17 protein-coding genes are annotated in these 17,393 nt (G+C 67.0%); 2 read left to right on the top strand and 15 right to left on the bottom strand.

The features are described from left to right. The first annotated feature begins 41 nt into the window (after positions 1 to 41). Positions 42 to 263 carry a DUF6555 family protein gene (locus tag AC0MAZ_RS16085; protein WP_186713273.1) on the top strand — a complete coding sequence of 74 codons (222 nt, stop codon included), beginning with the start codon at positions 42 to 44 and terminating at the stop codon, positions 261 to 263. A gap of 170 nt (positions 264 to 433) precedes the next feature. Here the strand turns inward: AC0MAZ_RS16085 and AC0MAZ_RS16090 are convergent, their stop codons facing one another. Further along, entirely contained in the window at positions 434 to 1,048 is a 615-nt protein-coding gene (locus AC0MAZ_RS16090; RefSeq protein ID WP_203646663.1) for a LuxR C-terminal-related transcriptional regulator, read from the bottom strand. Positions 1,049 to 1,155: 107 nt separating this feature from the next. On the opposite strand from AC0MAZ_RS16090, the gene AC0MAZ_RS16095 reads away from it, so the two are divergent. Further along, a complete protein-coding gene (locus tag AC0MAZ_RS16095) occupies positions 1,156 to 2,787 on the top strand; it encodes an ATP-binding response regulator (RefSeq protein ID WP_475858504.1) in 1,632 nt (543 codons plus the stop codon). A gap of 5 nt (positions 2,788 to 2,792) precedes the next feature. On the opposite strand, the gene AC0MAZ_RS16100 is transcribed toward AC0MAZ_RS16095, so the two are convergent. From AC0MAZ_RS16100 to paaH, 14 genes are all read right to left on the bottom strand, one after another. After that, positions 2,793 to 3,104: a hypothetical protein gene (locus tag AC0MAZ_RS16100; RefSeq protein WP_232856177.1), complete on the bottom strand. Its 312-nt coding sequence runs from the start codon at positions 3,102 to 3,104 to the stop codon at positions 2,793 to 2,795. 353 nt (positions 3,105 to 3,457) lie between these two features. Further along, entirely contained in the window at positions 3,458 to 5,506 is a 2,049-nt protein-coding gene (gene paaZ, locus AC0MAZ_RS16105; protein ID WP_475858506.1) for a phenylacetic acid degradation bifunctional protein PaaZ, read from the bottom strand. 38 nt (positions 5,507 to 5,544) lie between these two features. Then, complete coding sequence (locus AC0MAZ_RS16110) at positions 5,545 to 6,777, bottom strand: OprD family porin (RefSeq protein WP_475858508.1); 1,233 nt, start codon at positions 6,775 to 6,777, stop codon at positions 5,545 to 5,547. 35 nt (positions 6,778 to 6,812) lie between these two features. Further along, positions 6,813 to 8,375 (bottom strand): cation acetate symporter, encoded by a 1,563-nt coding sequence (locus tag AC0MAZ_RS16115; RefSeq protein WP_475858510.1) that lies wholly within the window; start codon positions 8,373 to 8,375, stop codon positions 6,813 to 6,815. Next, positions 8,372 to 8,680, bottom strand: a complete 309-nt coding sequence (locus AC0MAZ_RS16120) for a DUF485 domain-containing protein (RefSeq protein ID WP_110736998.1) — start codon at positions 8,678 to 8,680, stop codon at positions 8,372 to 8,374. The genes AC0MAZ_RS16115 and AC0MAZ_RS16120 overlap by 4 nt, the downstream gene beginning before the upstream one ends. Positions 8,681 to 8,851: 171 nt before the next feature. Continuing rightward, positions 8,852 to 9,928, bottom strand: a complete 1,077-nt coding sequence (gene paaE, locus AC0MAZ_RS16125; RefSeq protein ID WP_232856181.1) for a 1,2-phenylacetyl-CoA epoxidase subunit PaaE — start codon at positions 9,926 to 9,928, stop codon at positions 8,852 to 8,854. Between the two features lie 15 nt (positions 9,929 to 9,943). Then, the gene (paaD, locus tag AC0MAZ_RS16130) at positions 9,944 to 10,468 is read right to left on the bottom strand and encodes a 1,2-phenylacetyl-CoA epoxidase subunit PaaD (protein WP_232856182.1); all 525 of its coding nucleotides are present in this window, start codon (positions 10,466 to 10,468) and stop codon (positions 9,944 to 9,946) included. Beyond that, complete coding sequence (gene paaC, locus AC0MAZ_RS16135) at positions 10,455 to 11,213, bottom strand: 1,2-phenylacetyl-CoA epoxidase subunit PaaC (RefSeq protein ID WP_475858512.1); 759 nt, start codon at positions 11,211 to 11,213, stop codon at positions 10,455 to 10,457. Before paaC ends, paaD begins: the two co-directional genes overlap by 14 nt. Positions 11,214 to 11,221: 8 nt before the next feature. After that, positions 11,222 to 11,503 (bottom strand): 1,2-phenylacetyl-CoA epoxidase subunit PaaB, encoded by a 282-nt coding sequence (gene paaB / locus AC0MAZ_RS16140; RefSeq protein WP_011533969.1) that lies wholly within the window; start codon positions 11,501 to 11,503, stop codon positions 11,222 to 11,224. Between the two features lie 28 nt (positions 11,504 to 11,531). Further along, positions 11,532 to 12,521, bottom strand: a complete 990-nt coding sequence (gene paaA, locus AC0MAZ_RS16145; protein ID WP_234561645.1) for a 1,2-phenylacetyl-CoA epoxidase subunit PaaA — start codon at positions 12,519 to 12,521, stop codon at positions 11,532 to 11,534. A 283-nt stretch (positions 12,522 to 12,804) separates the two neighbouring features. After that, complete coding sequence (gene paaK, locus AC0MAZ_RS16150; RefSeq protein WP_475858513.1) at positions 12,805 to 14,124, bottom strand: phenylacetate--CoA ligase PaaK; 1,320 nt, start codon at positions 14,122 to 14,124, stop codon at positions 12,805 to 12,807. A gap of 94 nt (positions 14,125 to 14,218) precedes the next feature. Continuing rightward, positions 14,219 to 15,439, bottom strand: a complete 1,221-nt coding sequence (gene pcaF, locus AC0MAZ_RS16155; protein WP_475858515.1) for a 3-oxoadipyl-CoA thiolase — start codon at positions 15,437 to 15,439, stop codon at positions 14,219 to 14,221. After that, positions 15,432 to 15,881, bottom strand: a complete 450-nt coding sequence (gene paaI, locus AC0MAZ_RS16160; protein WP_203646647.1) for a hydroxyphenylacetyl-CoA thioesterase PaaI — start codon at positions 15,879 to 15,881, stop codon at positions 15,432 to 15,434. Before paaI ends, pcaF begins: the two co-directional genes overlap by 8 nt. Continuing rightward, entirely contained in the window at positions 15,874 to 17,391 is a 1,518-nt protein-coding gene (gene paaH, locus AC0MAZ_RS16165) for a 3-hydroxyacyl-CoA dehydrogenase PaaH (RefSeq protein ID WP_475858517.1), read from the bottom strand. The genes paaI and paaH overlap by 8 nt, the downstream gene beginning before the upstream one ends. Between the last annotated feature and the right edge of the window lie 2 nt (positions 17,392 to 17,393).

The following is a 17,393-nucleotide window of genomic DNA, read 5'->3' on the forward strand; positions in this document are numbered from 1 at the left end:
TGTCAGAGAGTCATCCATGGAGAAGAGGAGGGCCTGCGTCGATGCCAAGTCCCCAGCTGTACACCATCGAATACCGGCTGCACGGAGAGCCGCGGCGTTTCATCATCCGCCAGGAGCACATGGACAACGCCGAAGCCTGGCACTGGGCCAGTTGCGATGCGGGGTTGGGGATCATCCCGAAGTTCGGACGGGAAAAGATCAAAAAGGTCAGCCGGCCGATGGCCGAGCGGCATGGCATCACCGATGTGCACTGGCGGGTCTGAACCAGACGCTTACCCGCACAGGGAACAACGCCCGACAGCGAGTCACATATCCTGTGGGAGCGGGTTTACCCGCGAATAAAGCAACGCGGTATATGGCACCGGCTGCGCCGGTGTTCGCGGGTGAACCCGCTCCCACAGGGCCCCGCGACAGCTGACAGCCCGATCTGCGCTTAATTGCCCGAATATTTGACCGCCGCCGCCGTGCGGGTCGGCACATTGAGGGTCTTGAGCAGCGAAGACACATGAATACGCACCGTGAACGGCGAGATATCCAGCGCCCGTGCGATCTCCTTGTTGGTCTTGCCTTGGGCGATCAGGCGCAACACGTCCTGCTGGCGGTGGGTGAGCTGTTCCAGCTCGCTGGAAGCCCCCAGTTGCGGCAGCAGGCCGCTGGGCAGGTAGTTGACCACCACCTCGCCGGCGCGGATGGCGAGGATGGCCGTGCCGATCTCCGCGGGGCTGACGCTCTTGCCGATGAAACCATCGACGCCGGCGGCCATGACTTCGCAGATCACCTCCGGGTCGTCGACCATCGACACCACGATCAGCGTGGTACGCGGCAGTTGCCGGCGCAGCTCGGCGAGGCGACCGATGCAGGTCAGGCCGGGAAAGCGCAGATCGAGGATCAGGGTATCGGGCGTTGTGCCCAGGGTCGCCAGGCGCAGCACGTCGGCCAGGCTGCCGGCTTCCTCCAGCCGGGCTTCGGGCAGGATGCGCCGCACGGTGTTGACCATGGCTTCCCTGAACAGCGGATGGTCATCTGCCACGATGATGCGACAACTCACGTCGAGGAACTCCCTGTCGTCCGACACATGCTAATTTAGCAGTCAACTGCGGCATTTTCCCATGATGCTTGCCGCAAATGCCGACTGGCGCACAAGGACGTTACCCCATGAAGTTCGAAAAGAACAACGAACTGGACCAGGCCAACCTGCGCATCATCGTCGCCTCCTGCGCGATCAGCTACGTGGCGCTGCTGGGCTTCCTGCCGGGTCGCTCGCCGGCCACCTATCTGCCGGTGATACTCTACTACGCCGCTTTCGTGGTGGTTTCGATCGGCATGCGCCAGGCTATCAAGCGCTGGCCGGGGCATTATCCGGCGCGGCGGATCTTCGGCATGCTCGGTGACTACACCGGCACCAGCTTCGGCCTGGTGGTCGGCGGCGAAACCGCGCTGCCGCTGTATGCGGTGATGGTGTGGATCAACCTGGGCAACGGCATGCGCTTCGGTTCGCGTTACCTGGCCATTGCCACGGTGCTGGCCCTGGGGGCGTTGTTGGTGGTTTGGCGGCTGACCCCCTACTGGCAGGAGCAGCCGTTTCTGCTGCCGATGCTGCTGACCACCAGCACCCTGATCCCGTTCTATGCCCACCTTTTGCTGGAGCGCACGCGCAAGGCCACGGCCCTGGCCGAGGCCGCGACCCGCGAGAAATCCCGCTTCCTGGCCCAGGCCAGCCACGACCTGCGCCAGCCGATCCACTCCATCGGCCTGTTCACCGCCTGCCTGCGCGAGGCACGCCTGGGCGAGGAGGAGCGGCGCCTGGTGGACAGCATCGACCGCTCGCTGCTCAACGTCTCGCAGCTGTTCCGCTCGATTCTCGACCTGTACACCCTGGACAACGGCCGGGTGCAGCCGAAATGGGAGACCTTTGCCGTGGACGGCTTCCTGCGCGAGCTGCTGCGCCAGAACAGCGAGGCGGCGCGCTGGGCCGGGGTGGAGATGCGCCTGGTGCCGAGCCGTCACTGGATCCGCGCCGATCCGGGCATGCTGGCGACCATGGTGCAGAACGTGTTGTCCAACAGCTTCAAGTACGCCACCGGACGCCGGTTGCTGATCGGCGTGCGGCCTTGCGGGCAGGGCCTGGCCATCGTTGTCTGCGACCAGGGGCGGGGGATTGCCGAGGAGCACCAGGACCGGGTGTTCGAGGAGTTCTACCGGGTGCGCGAGGCACGCGACAAGGATGTCGAGGGGGTTGGCCTGGGTCTGGCCATCGTCAAGCGCCTGGGGCGGTTGATGGGCCTGCAGGTCAGCCTGCGCTCGCGCCTGGGGCATGGCACCTGCGTGACCCTGCAGGGGTTGGCCAGGGCCCCTGCGCAAGTGCCGCGGGCCACGCTCGACCAGGCCGTGCAGGCGGGCCTGCTCACCGGGCTGCGGGTGTGCCTGGTGGAGGACGACCACAACGTGCTGCAGGCCACCAGTGCCTTGTTGCAACGCTGGGGATGCGAGGTGCAGGCCGAGAGTTCGCCCCATGGCCTGGTCAGCGACTGTGATGTGATCGTCGCCGACTATGACCTGGGACCGCAGGCTACCGGCATTGACTGCATCGACCAGTTGCGCGCGCAGCGCGGTGCCGATGTGCCGGCGCTGATCATGACCGGTCACGACATCGACAGGCTGCAGGGCGCCTTGCAGGCGCGGGGCATCGCGGTGTTGGCCAAGCCGGTGCGACCTGCCGAGTTGCGCGCGGCGTTGCGTGCCCTGCGCGAGACGGCAGCGGCGCCGGCGGTTCAGGCCGGCGCTTGAGGGTGTCACTGGAAGACGGGGGCCTGGCCTTCCTTCCAGCAGGTTGGTGACGGGGTGTAGATGCCCATGCCGGCCACGGCGACCAGGCCGCCGCTGGGCACCTGGCAGTCAAACTGGCCCTTGGAGGTGCTGGCGGTGAAGTAGGTGGTGTTGGAGTCGCTGCGCAGGTTGCTGACCTTGCTTACCGGCACGCCGAGGGTGACCTCGGTACGCTGCTTGAGGGTGTCGGCGCTGGGGCTGGCGGTCTGGCAACCGGCCAGGGTGGCGAGGCCGGCAAGCAGGACCAGGGACTTGAAGGGGAAGGACATGGGGATCATCGCGTTGCTTCCTTGGCATTGTTCTCGGTACGGCGCACCCACCGCCAGGAAGGGGGGCTGGCGGTGGGGCGATGGGCCGACTATAGCGCCGAGGGAGCATTGCGCGATGTAGGGCGGATGTGCGAGGTGGCATAGTGATGGCAATTTCAAGGTGCTGAGACTTGGCGTCCGGCTTGGAATTGCCGGGGCTGCTTTGCAGCCCTTTCGCGGCACGAGGCCGCTCCTACAAGGGGGCGCGAATCTCCTGTAGGAGCGGCCTTGTGCCGCGAAAGGGTCGCAAAGCGACCCCAGTAATCGCAAGACCTTGAAAGGGATGGCCGCCTATCGCCAAGCCCCTCGCAACCCAACCACGCTCACCGCTTCACCACCAACGTCAAGATGTCATAACTGGCCACCAGCTCACCCAGCTGGTTGGTCACCTCCACATCCCACGCCACCACCCCTTGCGCCTGCCCCTGCGGGCTGGTCTTGCCCTGGTCGATCTTGCGCTTGCAGGTCAAGCGCGCCTGGATGGTGTCGCCGATCCCCACCGGGGTAATGAAGCGCAGGGTGTCCAGGCCATAGTTGGCCAGCACTGGCCCTTCGCCCGGAGAAACAAACAACCCGGCCGCCGCCGACAGCACGAAGTAACCGTGGGCGATGCGCTTGCCAAACTGCGACTGCTTCGCCGCGATCTCGTCGAAGTGCATGTAGAAGTGATCACCCGACAGGCAGCCGAAGTTGACCAGGTCGGCCTCGGTCACGGTGCGGCGGTGGGTCAGCAGCGACTCGCCGATGCGCAGGTCGTCAAAATGGCGGCGGAACGGGTGCACCTCGGTCTCGATCACCTCGGCGCCGCGCACGTATTCGCCGGTCACCGCCATCAGCATGCTCGGCGAGCCCTGCACGGCGGCGCGCTGCAGGTAGTGCTTGACCGCGCGCAGGCCGCCCAGCTCTTCACCGCCGCCCGCACGGCCGGGGCCGCCGTGCTTGAGCTGCGGCAATGGCGAGCCATGGCCGGTGGATTCCTTGGCCGCCTCGCTGTCGAGCACCAGCAGCCGCCCGTGCCAGGCCGCCGCCACCGGAATGGCCTTGGCCGCCACGGCGCGGTCGGCGGTGACCAGCGATGCCACCAGGCTGCCCTTGCCGCGGGCGGCCAGGGTCAGGGCTTCGTCGAGGTCGTCGTAGGCCATCAGCGTGCTCACCGGGCCGAACGCCTCGATATCGTGGGCGCCGCCCTCGGCATGCGGGTCGCGGGCCAGCAGCAGGGTCGGGGCGAAGAACGCGCCCTCGGCCACGCCTTCACCCACCGGGGTGAAACCGTCACTGGCCCCCAGCAACTGCTCGCAGCTGTCCAGCAATTGGCGCACGCGCTCGCCGACATCGCGCTGCTGGTCGTGGGAGGCCAGCGCGCCCATGCGCACGCCTTCGACCGCAGGATCGCCCACCATCACCTTGCGCAGCCGCTCGCGCAGGCGGGTTGCCACCGCGTCGATGTGTTTGGCCGGGACGATGGCGCGGCGGATCGCCGTGCATTTCTGCCCGGCCTTGGTGGTCATTTCCCGCGCTACTTCCTTGATGTACAGCTCGAACTCCTCGCTGTCGGGGCTCACGTCCGGGCCGAGGATGGCGCAGTTCAGCGAGTCGGCCTCGGCGGTGAAGGGCACCGAGTTGCGGATCAGGTTCGGGGTGACGCGCAGCTTGGCTGCGGTGTCGGCGGAGCCGGTGAAGGTCACCACGTCCTGTCCCTGCAGACGGTCGAGCAGATCGCCCGTGCTGCCGATCACCAGTTGCAGGCTGCCGGTCGGCAACAGGCCCGATTCGTTCATCAGGCGTACCACGGCTTCGGTCAGGTAGCTGGTGGACGTGGCGGGTTTGACGATGCACGGCATGCCGGCGAGGAAGGTCGGGGCGAACTTCTCCAGCATGCCCCAGATCGGGAAGTTGAAGGCGTTGATATGCACGGCCACCCCCGTGCGCGGCACCAGGATATGGCTGCCGGCGAAATGGCCTTGCTTGCCCAGCGCGATTGCCGGGCCTTCATGCACTAGGTTGCCCGACGGCAGTTCGCGCCGGCCCATGCTGGAATAGGCGAACAGCGTGGCGTTGCCGCCCTCGATGTCGATCCAGCTGTCAGCGCGGGTGGCGCCGGAATGGTGGGACAGGGCGTAGAGCTGCTCCTTGCGCTCGGCCAGGTACAGCGCCAGGGCCTTGAGCCGGGCGGCGCGCTGCTGGAAATCCATGGCCAGCAGCTGCTTGAGGCCCTGGGCCCGAGCGAAATCCACGGCCTCGGCGAAGTCCGGGCGCTCTTCGTGGCTGTAGGCCAGGATATGGCCATCCAGGGCGCTGCGCAGGGCCTGGGCGCCGTGCTGGCCGATCCAGCGGCCGGCGATGAAGCTTTGCAGGGTAGGGGCGGCGGACATGCTGTTCTCCATGCGGTTCTAATGGACAGGGGGCGCGGTTACCACAGCGCCACGGTGTAGCCGATGATCAGGCGGTTCTCGTCCACGGCATTGGTCAGGCCGTTGCTGGAACGGAAGGTGACGTTGCGCCAGCGCAGGCTGACGTCCTTGAACGGGCCGCTCTGGATGACGTAGGTGATGTCGGTGTCGCGCTCGCGCTCGCGGCCATTGCTGAGCGTGGCGGTCTCGGCGTGGCGGCCGTCGGTGTAGCGGGTCATGAAGCTCAGCCCGGGGATGCCCATCGCGACGAAGTCGTAGTCGTAGCGCACCTGCCAGGAGTCGAGCCCGGCGCGGGTGAAGGTGTTGTAGGTGACCAGGTTGACGGTGTACGGATCGCCGCCGTTGAGGAACGGGAAGGCGCTGTCGCCGGACATCTGCTGCCAGGTGGCGGTGAACTTGTGGGCCTTCACGCCCAGGGTGAACATGGCGTTGAAGTTGCGGTTGTCGATGCGCCCGGCGCGCTCGGCGCCGTCGCCGCGGCTGTCGAAGTAACGCAGGTCGCTGCGCAGGCTGACACCTTCGGCCAGGGGCTGGGTATGCAGCAAACCGATGTATTGCTGGCGGTAGATGTCTTCGAGCTTGGCGTAGTAGTAGCTGACGCTGACCTGCGGGGTGATGGCGTAGCTGCCGCCGGCGAAGTCGAAGTGGTCGCTGCTGGCGGCGCCGTAGCCGATGTCGTCGCGCCCGGAGGAGTCGCGCAGGTTGGCCTTGGTCAGGCGGCCGCCGTTGAAGGTCAGGCCGTCCAGCTCCTGGCTGGTCAGCAGGCCACCCTGGAAGGTCGAGGCCAGCAGGCGGGTGTCGTTGTACACCACCACCGGCAGGATCGGCTGCAAGGTGCCCAGGCGCAGGGTGCTCTTGGACACCCGCAGCTTGCCGGTCAGGCCCAGTTCGCTGTAATCGTCCACCGGTTCCAGGCTGCGTGGCCCGTAGGGCAGCAGGCCGGTGTTGCGCCGGTCGCGGCTGGAGTCGAGCTTGATGCCCAGTTGGCCCATGGCGTCCACCCCGACGCCGACCGGCCCCTCGGTGAAACCCGATTCGAAGCGGGCGGTGAAGCCCTGGCCCCATTCCTCGGCCTTGCTCTGCGGGGCGTTGCTCTGGCGGAAGTCGCGGTTGATGTAGTGGTTGCGCAGTTCGAGGCGTGCGTGGCTGTCAGCGACGAAGTCCGCCATGGCCGGCAAGGGCAGGGCGAGGGTGGCCAGCCAGGCGGCTGACTTGAGGTGCGTGCGGTTCATTGTTGTTGTACCCGACATTGTTATTGTTCTTGAGGTCAGTGCTTGCTGGCGCCGGCGGCGCCGATACCGGTCATCGAGCGGATGAACTGGGCCAGGTAGCGCCCGCGTTCTTCACGTGCCCGCTCCGAGCCGTCGGTGACCGAGAAGGCCCAGGCTGCGAGGAAGGCCAGCGACATGGAGAACAACGCCGGGTTGCTATAGGGGAACAGCGCCCGCTCGTTGTGCAGCACGTTGACCCACACCGCCGGGCCCAGCACCACCAGGACGATGGCCGAGACCAGCCCGGCCAGGCTGCCGCCCACCGCCCCACGGGTGGTCAGGCCTTTCCAGAACATCGAGAGCAGCAGCACCGGGAAGTTGACCGAGGCGGCCACCGCCAGCACCAGGCCGGAAAGGAAGGCGATGTTCTGCGACTCGAACAGCAGCCCCAGCAGCACCGCGAACAGGCCGATCCCCAGGGTGGCCAGGCGCGATACGCGCATCTCTTGCTGCTCGCTGGCCTGGCCCTTGCGCACCACGCAGGCGTACAGGTCGTGGGACACCGCCGAGGCGCCGGACAGCGCCAGGCCCGCGACCACGGCGAGGATGGTGGCGAAGGCCACCGCCGAGATGAAACCAAGGAACAGGTTGCCGCCCACCGCCTGGGCCAGGTGCACCGCGACCATGTTGCCGCCGCCGATGATCGCCCCGCTGGCGTCGCGGTAGGACGGCTCGGTGCCGACCATGACGATGGCGCCGAAGCCGATGACGATCAGCAGCAGGTAGAAATAGCCGATGAAACCGGTGGCGTAGAACACGCTCTTGCGCGCTTCCTTGGCGTCGCTGACGGTGAAGAAGCGCATGAGGATATGCGGCAGGCCGGCGGTGCCGAACATCATGCCCAGGCCCAGGGAGATGGCGTCCACCGGGTTGGACAGCAGTGCCCCCGGTGCCATGATCGCCTGGCCCTTGGCGTGCACGGCCACGGCGCTGGCGAACATCGCCTCGGTGCTGAAGCCGAAGTGCCTGAGCACCATGAAGGCCATGAAGGTGGTGCCCGACAGCAGCATCACCGCCTTGATGATCTGCACCCAGGTGGTGGCGAGCATGCCGCCGAAGGTGACGTACAGCACCATCAGCACGCCCACCAGCATCACCGCGTACAGGTAGCTGATGCCGAACAGCAGTTCGATCAGCTTGCCGGCGCCGACCATCTGCGCCACCAGGTACATCAGCGCCACGGCCAGGGTGCCGAAGGCCGAGGTCAGGCGCACCGGGGCCTGGGCCAGGCGGTAGGAGACCACGTCGGCGAAGGTGTACTTGCCCAGGTTGCGCAGGCGCTCGGCGATCAGGAACAGGATGATCGGCCAGCCGGCCAGCACGCCCAGGGCGTAGAGCAGGCCGTCGTAGCCGTTCATGAACATCATCGCCGAGATGCCGAGGAAGGAGGCGGCGCTGATCATGTCGCCGGCGATCGCCAGGCCGTTCTGCATGCCGGTCAGGCCGCCGCCGGCGGTGTAGAAGTCGCTGGCCGAGCGGGTGCGCAGGGCGGCCCAGCGGGTCACCAGCAGGGTGAAGCCGACGAACACCAGGAACATCGAGATGGCGGTCCAGTTCATCGCGCGCACTCCTGCTTGACCACCTCGTTGAGCGGGTCGATGACGCGGTTGGCGCGGTGCATGTAGATGCCGGTGAGGGCGAAGGACAGCAGCACCATCAGCACGCCCACCAGCATGCCGACACTGGTCACGCCGCCGCTGAGCGATTGCCCGAGCACGCCGGGGGCGAAGGCCACCAGCAGGACGAAACCGTAGTAGGCGACGAGCATGGCCAGGGTCAGCGAGCCGTTGAGGCGGCGCTTGCGCTGGATCAGTTGCACGAAGGCGGGGTGCTTGCTGATGGATTCGAGGTGTTCGGGTGTCATGGGGAGCGTTCTCTCTGGCTGTTGTAATTGTTTTTTCAGGTCACGCGGGTGTTGCCGGTATCTGTGTTGGCTTCTTCGCGGGTAAACCCGCTCCCACAGGGACGGCGTTGGTCTTGAGGGCGCCGATGTACCTGTGGGAGCGGGTTTACCCGCGAAGCAGGCGACGCGGTGCTAGAGCTGATCGAAATCGAGCACCACCTTGTCGCTCAACGGGTAGGTCTGGCACGACAGCACATACCCGGCCGCCACTTCGTAGTCCTCCAGGGCATGGTTGCTGTCCATCTCCACCTCGCCCTCGATCACCTTGCACTTGCAGGTCGAGCACACCCCGGCCTTGCACGACCAGGGCAACTCGGCGCCGATGGCGTTGCCGGCCTCGAGCACGCTGCGGGTGTTGCGCGGCAGGTCGAAGGCCAGGGCGCGGCCGTCGCTGATCACGGTGACGTGGCTGACCGCCGAATCCACCTGGCGCGCCGCCTCGCGGGCTTCGCGACGGGCCTCTGCACCGGCGGCGGCGAACAGCTCGAAGTGGATGCGCTCCCTGGCCAGGCCATTGGCCTGCAGGCTGTCGCGCACGGTCTCGGTCATCGCCTGCGGGCCGCAGATGAATGCCGCATCGAGTGACTTCACGTCGAGCCAGCGGGCGAACAGCTGGCCGCACTTGTCGGCGTCGATGCGGCCGTTGTACAGGTCGACATCCTGCTGCTCGCGGCTGAACACGAAGATCAGGTTGAGGCGGTCGAGGTACTGGTTCTTCAGGTCTTCCAGGCGATCGCGGAACAGCGCGCTGTTGCTGGCGCGGTTGCCGTACAGCAGGGTGAAGCGGCTGTGGGGTTCGCAGGCCAGGGTGGTGGCGACCAGCGACAGGATCGGGGTGATGCCGCTGCCGGCGGCCACGCCCAGGTAGTGACCTCGGCGCGCCGGGTCCAGCGGCACGAAGAAGCTGCCCGACGGCGGCATTACCTCGAGCTGCTGGCCGGCCCTGAGCACTTCGTTGGCGAAGGCCGAGAAACGACCGCCCGGCACGCGTTTGACCGCCACGCGCAATTCGCCGTCCTGCACCGCGCTGCAGATCGAATAGGAGCGGCGCACTTCTTCGTCATCCAGTCGGGTGCGCATGACCAGGTACTGGCCCTGGGTGAAACGAAACTCATCGTGCAGGTGCGCGGGCACGTCGAAGGCGATGGACACCGCGTCGCGGGTCTCTTGGCGCACTTGCTTGACGGTCAGGCTGTGAAACTGGCTCATGGCGTTCTCCACGGCTCAAAGGCATTTGAAATAGTCGAACGGCTCCAGGCACGCACGGCAGCGGTACAGGGCCTTGCAGGCGGTGGAGCCGAACTGGCTGAGCAGTTCGGTATCGCTACTTGCGCATTGCGGGCAGCACACCGTGGGCGAGGCCCCCCGCAGGCTGGCACTGCCGACGGGCGGTGCGATGCCGTAGGCGCGCAGGCGCTCGCGGCCCTGGTCGCTGATCCAGTCGGTGCTCCAGGCCGGGGTAAGCCTGCGCTCCAGCGCGGGCTCGGCGAACCCGGCCTGTTCCAGCGCCTGGCGGATATCGCCCTCGATCACCTCGGTGGCCGGGCAGCCGGAGTAGGTCGGGGTGACCACCAGGTGCAAGTGGCCGGCGCGCCAGTCGAGGTCGCGCACGACACCTAAGTCGACCACGCTGACCACCGGTACCTCCGGGTCCATCACCTCGGCCAGCACCGCCCAGGCCTGGGCCAGGTCGCCGTCGCGCAGGGCGCGGGCGCCGCGGTCACCCGCGATCAGCTCACCAGGTCGCATCGGGGTAGGCTCGCGGCAGGAACTGCATCTCGGCCAGCAGCAGGCCCAGGTGCTCGGTGTGCAGGCCCTTGCGCCCGTCCAGGTAGAAGTGGCTGGCGGCTTTGGGCAGCGGCAGCTCGATCGAGGCGAAGATCGTTTCCACCGTGGCGTGCCAGCGCTGGGCGACCTGCGCCGGGTGGGCGGCGATGCCGGCCTGGGCCAGTTGCACTTCACTGTCGCTGGCGACCGTCAGCTCGACGGTGAAGCGCCACAGCACGGGGATGGCCTCGAGCATGCGCTGGCGGCTCTCTTCGGTGCCGCCGCCCAGGCGCTGCACCCATTCGCCTGAGCGGCGCAGGTGGTAGGTCACCTCCTTCAGGGCCTTGGCGGCGATACCGGCGATGCGCTCATCGTTCGAGGCACACAGACCGTCAAGCACAGCGTGGTGCCAGGCGTCGTAGAGGAACTGCTTGAGCATCGTCACGGCATAGTCGCCGTTGGGCTGTTCGACCAGCAGCAGGTTGCGGTAGGCGCGCTCGTCGCGGCGGAAGACCAGGGCGTCGGCATCGCGGCCGTCGTCCTGCAGTTCGGCGGCATAGTCCAGCCAGTTGCGCGCCTGGCCGACCAGATCGAGGCCGACGTTCATCAGCGCCAGTTCTTCCTCCAGCGCCGGGGCCTTGCCGCACCACTCGCACAGGCGCTGGCCCTGGACCAGGGCGCTGTCGCCGAGCAGCAGCAGGTATTGAATCAATGCTTGCTTGTGCATGGCGCGCCTCACATGTGTCCGACTTCTGCCGGCAGCTCGTAGAAGCTGGCGTGGCGATAGACCTTGTCATCCGCCGGGGCGAACAGCGGATCCTTCTCGTCAGGAGAGGAGGCGGTGATCAGCGCCGAGGGCACCACCCACAGGCTCACCCCCTCGCTGCGGCGGGTGTACAGCTCGCGGGCATTCTCGATGGCCATGGCGGCGTCGGCGGCGTGCACGCTGCCGACGTGCTTGTGGTTCAGGCCGTGCTTGCTGCGCACGAAGACTTCGAACAGGGTCCAGACAGACATTGGGGGTATCTCCGCATCATTCGCCGCTTCAGGCGGCGTTCTTGTTCTGTTGCTTGCGGGCATAGGCCACGGCGGCCTCGCGCACCCAGGCACCGCTTTCGATGGCGGTGCGCCGGGTGGCCAGGCGTTCCTGGTTGCACGGGCCGTTGCCCTTGATCACTTCGTAGAACTCATCCCACTGGATCTCGCCGAAGTCGTAGTGGCCACGGGCCTCGTTCCACTTGAGCGCGGGGTCCGGCGCGGTGCAGCCGAGCAGTTCGAGCTGGGGCACGGTCTGGTCGATGAAGCGCTGGCGCAGTTCGTCGTTGGTCTGGCGCTTGATCTTCCAGGCCATGGATTGGGCGCTGTTGGGGGAATGCTCGTCGCTGGGGCCGAACATCATCAGCGCCGGCCACCACAGGCGGTCGATGGCGTCCTGGACCATGTCCTTCTGCGCCTGGGTGCCGTGGCGCATCATGGTCAGCAGCAGCTCGTAGCCCTGGCGCTGGTGGAAGCTCTCTTCCTTGCAGATGCGGATCATGGCGCGGGAGTAGGGGCCGTAGGAGGTGCGCTGCAGCACCACCTGGTTGACGATCGCCGCGCCGTCCACCAGCCAGCCCACCGCGCCCATGTCGGCCCAGCTCAGGGTCGGGTAGTTGAAGATGCTCGAGTACTTGGCCTTGCCACTGTGCAGCTTGGCGATCTCTTCGTCGCGGTCGGCGCCGAGGGTTTCCATGGCGCTGTACAGGTACAGGCCGTGGCCGGCTTCGTCCTGGATCTTGGCCATCAGCTGCAGCTTGCGCTTGAGCGACGGGGCGCGGGTGACCCAGTTGCCTTCCGGGAGCATGCCGACGATTTCCGAGTGGGCATGCTGGGAGATCTGGCGGATGAGGGTCTGGCGGTAGGCCTCGGGCATCCAGTTCTTGGCTTCGATCTTTATTTCGGCGTCGATCTTCTCCTGGAAGGCGCGCTCTTCGGGCGACATCTCCTCCAGGGACTTGAGGCGCTTGACGCCGGTTTCTACGAGCTGTGCGTACATGTTCAGGCTCCCGGTTGTGGGCTGCTTGGGGCGTGGGTCATTTATAAGCGATACAAAACACAACATCAAACAGTATTTGATGTATCGAATAAGAATTATGTATCACGTTCCAGTCAAGCAGCAGTGATCCCTGTGGGAGCGGGTTTACCCGCGAACACCGGCAGAGCCGGTGCCATCCACTGCGGCGCCTGATTCGCGGGTAAACCCGCTCCCACAGGGGATGTGAAATTCAGGCCAAAAAAAGCCCCGGACCATGCCGGGGCTTCCTTCTCAGCGCTTGCCGTCAGCCAGCCAACCGCTTGTCATACACATGACAAGCCTTGCCCTCCGAACGTTTCAGCGTGCCGCAAGGCTGCAACTGGACCTGCGTGCTGATACCGATATAGGTCTTGATCTGCCGCGCCAGCTCGCCCACCACCTGCTTGCGCTGGCCCTCGTCGAGGTACTGGCTGTCGCTGCGCAGTTCCACATGCACGTCGACGCTGTCGAGGTTGCCATTGCGATACAGATGTATCTCATAAAGCTCTGAAAGCTGTTTTATCTTGAGCACCTGTTCCTCGATCTGCGTGGGGAACACATTGACCCCGCGGATGATCAGCATGTCGTCGCTGCGCCCGGTGATCTTGCCAATGCGCCGCATCGGCCGCGCCGTGCCGGGCAGCAGGCGGGTCAGGTCACGGGTGCGGTAGCGCACCATCGGCAATGCCTCCTTGCTCAACGAGGTGAACACCAGCTCGCCAAGCTGGCCGTCCGGCAGCACGTCGCCGCTGACCGGGTCGATGATCTCGGGGTAGAAGTGGTCCTCCCAGATGGTCGGGCCATCCTTGGTCTCGAGGCATTCCATGGCCACGCCCGGGCCCATGATTTCCGACAGTCCGTAGATATCCAGTGCGTCGATGCCCAGGCGCTGCTCGATGGAGCGGCGCAGTTCGTCGGTCCAGGGTTCGGCGCCGAAGATGCCCAGGCGCAGCTTGAGGTCGTGCGGGTCGATGCCCTGGCGCTCGATCTCGTCGGCCAGGTTGAGCATGTACGAAGGGGTGACCATGATGATGTCCGGCTGGAAGTCGCGGATCAGCTGCACCTGCTTCTCGGTCTGGCCGCCGGACATGGGGATCACCGTGCAGCCCAGGCGCTCGGCGCCGTAGTGCGCGCCCAGGCCGCCGGTGAACAGGCCGTAGCCATAGGACACATGCACCTTGTCGCCACGACGCCCGCCAGCGGCGCGGATCGAGCGCGCCACCACGTTGGCCCAGGTGTCGATGTCGTTCTGGGTGTAGCCGACCACCGTCGGCTTGCCGGTGGTGCCGCTGGAGGCGTGCAGGCGCACCACCTGGTCCTGGGGCACGGCGAACATGCCGTAGGGGTAGTTGTCGCGCAGGTCGTTCTTGCCGGTGAAGGGGAACTTCGCCAGGTCGTCCAGCGAATTCAGGTCGTCGGGATGGGCGCCGCAGGCGTCGAAGCGCTGACGATACAGCGGCACATTGGCGTAGGCGTGGTTCAGGCTCCAGCGCAGGCGCTCCAGCTGGTGCTGGCGCAGCGCGTCGAGGCTGGCGGTTTCCATCGGGTCGAGCAGGGCGCGGTCGGCATCGTGGTAGAGGTTCATGGTTTCACTCGAGTTGTTCTTGTCGTGGGCCGAAGCCCTGAGTGTCATGGCAGGCAGCATACTGCCCGCGTCGCTTGGCGTCTCTGGCGGCTGATCAGAGGCGTTCGAGCACCAGGGCGATGCCCTGGCCGACGCCGATGCACATGGTGCACAGGGCGTAGTGGCCGCCGGTCTGCTCCAGCTGGTGCAGGGCGGTGGTGACCAGCCGTGCGCCGCTCATGCCCAGCGGGTGGCCCAGGGCGATGGCGCCGCCGTTGGGGTTGACCCGGGGATCGTCGTCGTCCAGGCCCAACTCGCGCAGCACGGCCAGGCCCTGGGCGGCGAAGGCTTCGTTGAGTTCGATCACGTCCATGTCGGCCAGGGACAGGCCGGTCAGTTCCAGTACCTTGCGGGTGGCCGGCACCGGGCCGATGCCCATCAGTCGCGGCTCGACGCCCGCCACCGCGAGGCCAAGGACCCGGCCGCGAGCCTTGAGGCCATGTCGCCGGGCTGCCGCGGGGCTGGCCAGGAGCAGGGCGCAGGCGCCGTCGTTGACCCCCGAGGCATTGCCGGCGGTGACGCTGCCACCGTCGCGAAACGGCGTGCCCAGGCGCGCCAGCTGTTCCAGGGTGGTGTCGCCACGGGGATGTTCGTCCTGCTCGATGCGCTTGGCCGGGCCTTTGCGCTGGGGGATCTGCACCGCGACGATCTCCCGGGCCAAGCGGCCATTGGCCTGGGCGGCGGCGGCCTTGAGCTGGCTGCGCAGGGCGAAGGCGTCCTGGTCCTCGCGGGAGATGGCGAAGCGCTCGGCGACGTTCTCGGCGGTCTCGGGCATCGAGTCGATACCGTAGTGCGCCTGCATCAGCGGATTGACGAAACGCCAGCCGATAGTGGTGTCGAACAGCTGCGCGCTGCGGCCGAAGGCCTGTTCCGACTTGCCCATGACGAAGGGCGCCCGCGACATCGATTCGACGCCGCCGGCCAGCATCAGCCCGGCCTCGCCGCAGCGCAGGGCGCGGGCGGCGTTGCCGATGGCGTCCAGGCCCGAGCCGCACAGACGGTTGAGGGTGGTGCCGGGCACCTCGATCGGCAGCCCGGCCAGCAGGCCGGCCATGCGCGCGACGTTGCGGTTGTCTTCGCCGGCCTGGTTGGCGCAGCCAAGGATGACATCGTCCACGGCCGCCCAGTCCAAATCGGGATGGCGCGCCATCAGCGCCTTGATCGGCACTGCGGCAAGGTCATCGGGGCGCACGCTGGACAGGGCGCCGCCATAGCGGCCGATGGGCGTGCGCACGGCATCGATGATCAGCGCGTGGGGCAGGGTGGCGTCAGTCATGGGAGGTCTCCGGCGACAGCACGGTGCCGCGCACTTTGTAGGATTTGCCGTGGAACAGGGCGATCAGCTCGCCCTGCTGGTTCTCGATGCGCACGTCGTAGTTGCCGGTACGGCCCTTGCGGCTCTGCTCGCTGGCGGTGGCCAGCAACTGATCGCCCAGGCGTGCCGGCGCCACATAGTCGATGCTGCAACCCAGGGCCACGGCCGCTTCATCGTAGCTGTTGCAGGCAAAAGCGAAGGCCGAGTCGGCCAGGGCGAACAGGTAGCCGCCGTGGCAGGTGCCGTGGCCCTGGAGCATGTCGGCGCGCACGCGCATGCCCAGCCGGGCGCTGCCTGGGCCGGCGTCGAGCAGTTCGATGCCCAGGCCCTGGCTGGCGGCGTCGCGGGCGAACATGGCCTGGGCGCAGGCGCGGGCCAGGGTGTGTGCGGATTGTTCAGCCATGCAGGCGGCCTCCTTCGGCGTGGGTGCGGCGCAGCAGCAGGGACGGGCGATAACGTTCCTCGCCGTAGCTGCGTTGCAGGTTGTCGAGCACGTTCAGGGTGTAGCCGACCCCCAGGTCGTCGGCCCAGGCCAGCGGGCCGCGCGGGTAGTTGACCCCGGCGCGCATGGCCAGGTCGATGTCGCCGGGCGTGCCGACGCCTTGCAGCACGGCGTCAGCGGCTTCGTTGGCGAGCATGGCCACGGTGCGCAGCACCACCAGGCCGGGCAGGTCGGCCACCGGGCAGGCGCTCAAGCCGGCCCAGGCGAGCAGGGCAACGGCCTGGTCCAGGGCCTCGGCACTGCACTCGGCGCCGTGACTGATGGCCAGGCGCGTGGCGCTGGTGTAGTCCAGGGCCAGGTCCAGCAGCACCAGGTTGCGCAAACCGTCCTCGCGGGCGCGCTGGCTGGCCAGGCGGCCATCGGAAAGCGCCAGGGTGGCGTCTCTCACCCGCAGCAGGCCGCTGCCAGCGCGCTCGGTGACGTCGATACCCTTGGCGCGCAGGCGCTCGACCAGGGGCCGCAGGACACCGAGGTCACCTTCCACCGTGCAGCGCTCGACAGGCGCCTGGCTGGTGAGTGCCGCAGGCGCTGGCCGCTCGGCGCCTTCGGCGTAGCTATAGAAGCCCTGGCCGGTCTTGCGCCCGAGGCGCCCGGCGTCGACCAGCTCTTTTTGCACCAGCGATGGCTGGAAGCGGAAGTCGCCATAGAACGCCTCGAACACCGAGCAGGTCACCGCGTAGTTGACGTCATGGCCGATCAGGTCGGTCAGCTCGAAGGCGCCCATGCGAAAGCCTCCGGCGTCGCGTAGCAGGGCATCGAGGGTGGCGCAGTCGGCGGCGCCTTCTTGCAGCAGGCGCAGGCTTTCGGCGTAGAAGGGCCGAGCCACGCGGTTGACGATAAAGCCTGGCGTCGAACGGGTGTGCACCGGTTGCTTGCCCCAGTTGCGGGCGGTGTCGTACAGGGTGCTCGCCAATGTCGGCGCCGTGGCCAGTCCGGACACGACCTCCACCAGCGCCATCAGCGGTGCCGGGTTGAAGAAATGCATGCCGATCACCCGTTGCGGGTGCCGGAGCCCGGCGGCAAGGCTGGTGATCGACAGTGACGAGGTGTTGCTGGCCAGGATGCAGTCGTCGGCGCAGTGGGCTTCAAGCTGGCGCAGCAGCTCCTGCTTGATCGGCAGGCTTTCGACGATGGCCTCGATCACCAGGCGGGCATCGGCCAGGTCGGCGAGGCTGTCGATCGGTTGCAGGCGAGCGCGGATGGTGCTGCGGGTGTCGGGGGTAAGCCTACCTTTCTCCACCAAGCGGCCGAGCTGTCGGTCGATACCCTCGATGGCCTGCGCGGCGGCGCCGGGGCGGTTGTCATACAGGCGTACCGGGTGGCCGGCCTGGGCCGCCACCTGGGCGATACCAGCCCCCATGGCGCCGGCGCCGATCACTGCCACCAGGGCGTTGTTGTCGAGTGCGGCCATGG

Source organism: Pseudomonas sp. A, assembly GCF_056270345.1.

What these genes read in the sequence shown, in the direction of transcription:
- AC0MAZ_RS16085 (WP_186713273.1), top strand. Translation starts at nt 42, where the DNA reads ATGCCAAGTCCCCAGCTGTACACCATCGAATACCGGCTGCACGGAGAG.
- AC0MAZ_RS16095 (WP_475858504.1), top strand. Translation starts at nt 1,156, where the DNA reads ATGAAGTTCGAAAAGAACAACGAACTGGACCAGGCCAACCTGCGCATC.
- AC0MAZ_RS16100 (WP_232856177.1), bottom strand. Translation starts at nt 3,104, where the DNA reads ATGATCCCCATGTCCTTCCCCTTCAAGTCCCTGGTCCTGCTTGCCGGC.
- paaZ (WP_475858506.1), bottom strand. Translation starts at nt 5,506, where the DNA reads ATGTCCGCCGCCCCTACCCTGCAAAGCTTCATCGCCGGCCGCTGGATC.
- AC0MAZ_RS16110 (WP_475858508.1), bottom strand. Translation starts at nt 6,777, where the DNA reads ATGAACCGCACGCACCTCAAGTCAGCCGCCTGGCTGGCCACCCTCGCC.
- AC0MAZ_RS16115 (WP_475858510.1), bottom strand. Translation starts at nt 8,375, where the DNA reads ATGAACTGGACCGCCATCTCGATGTTCCTGGTGTTCGTCGGCTTCACC.
- AC0MAZ_RS16120 (WP_110736998.1), bottom strand. Translation starts at nt 8,680, where the DNA reads ATGACACCCGAACACCTCGAATCCATCAGCAAGCACCCCGCCTTCGTG.
- paaE (WP_232856181.1), bottom strand. Translation starts at nt 9,928, where the DNA reads ATGAGCCAGTTTCACAGCCTGACCGTCAAGCAAGTGCGCCAAGAGACC.
- paaD (WP_232856182.1), bottom strand. Translation starts at nt 10,468, where the DNA reads ATGCGACCTGGTGAGCTGATCGCGGGTGACCGCGGCGCCCGCGCCCTG.
- paaC (WP_475858512.1), bottom strand. Translation starts at nt 11,213, where the DNA reads ATGCACAAGCAAGCATTGATTCAATACCTGCTGCTGCTCGGCGACAGC.
- paaB (WP_011533969.1), bottom strand. Translation starts at nt 11,503, where the DNA reads ATGTCTGTCTGGACCCTGTTCGAAGTCTTCGTGCGCAGCAAGCACGGC.
- paaA (WP_234561645.1), bottom strand. Translation starts at nt 12,521, where the DNA reads ATGTACGCACAGCTCGTAGAAACCGGCGTCAAGCGCCTCAAGTCCCTG.
- paaK (WP_475858513.1), bottom strand. Translation starts at nt 14,124, where the DNA reads ATGAACCTCTACCACGATGCCGACCGCGCCCTGCTCGACCCGATGGAA.
- pcaF (WP_475858515.1), bottom strand. Translation starts at nt 15,439, where the DNA reads ATGACTGACGCCACCCTGCCCCACGCGCTGATCATCGATGCCGTGCGC.
- paaI (WP_203646647.1), bottom strand. Translation starts at nt 15,881, where the DNA reads ATGGCTGAACAATCCGCACACACCCTGGCCCGCGCCTGCGCCCAGGCC.
- paaH (WP_475858517.1), bottom strand. Translation starts at nt 17,391, where the DNA reads ATGGCCGCACTCGACAACAACGCCCTGGTGGCAGTGATCGGCGCCGGC.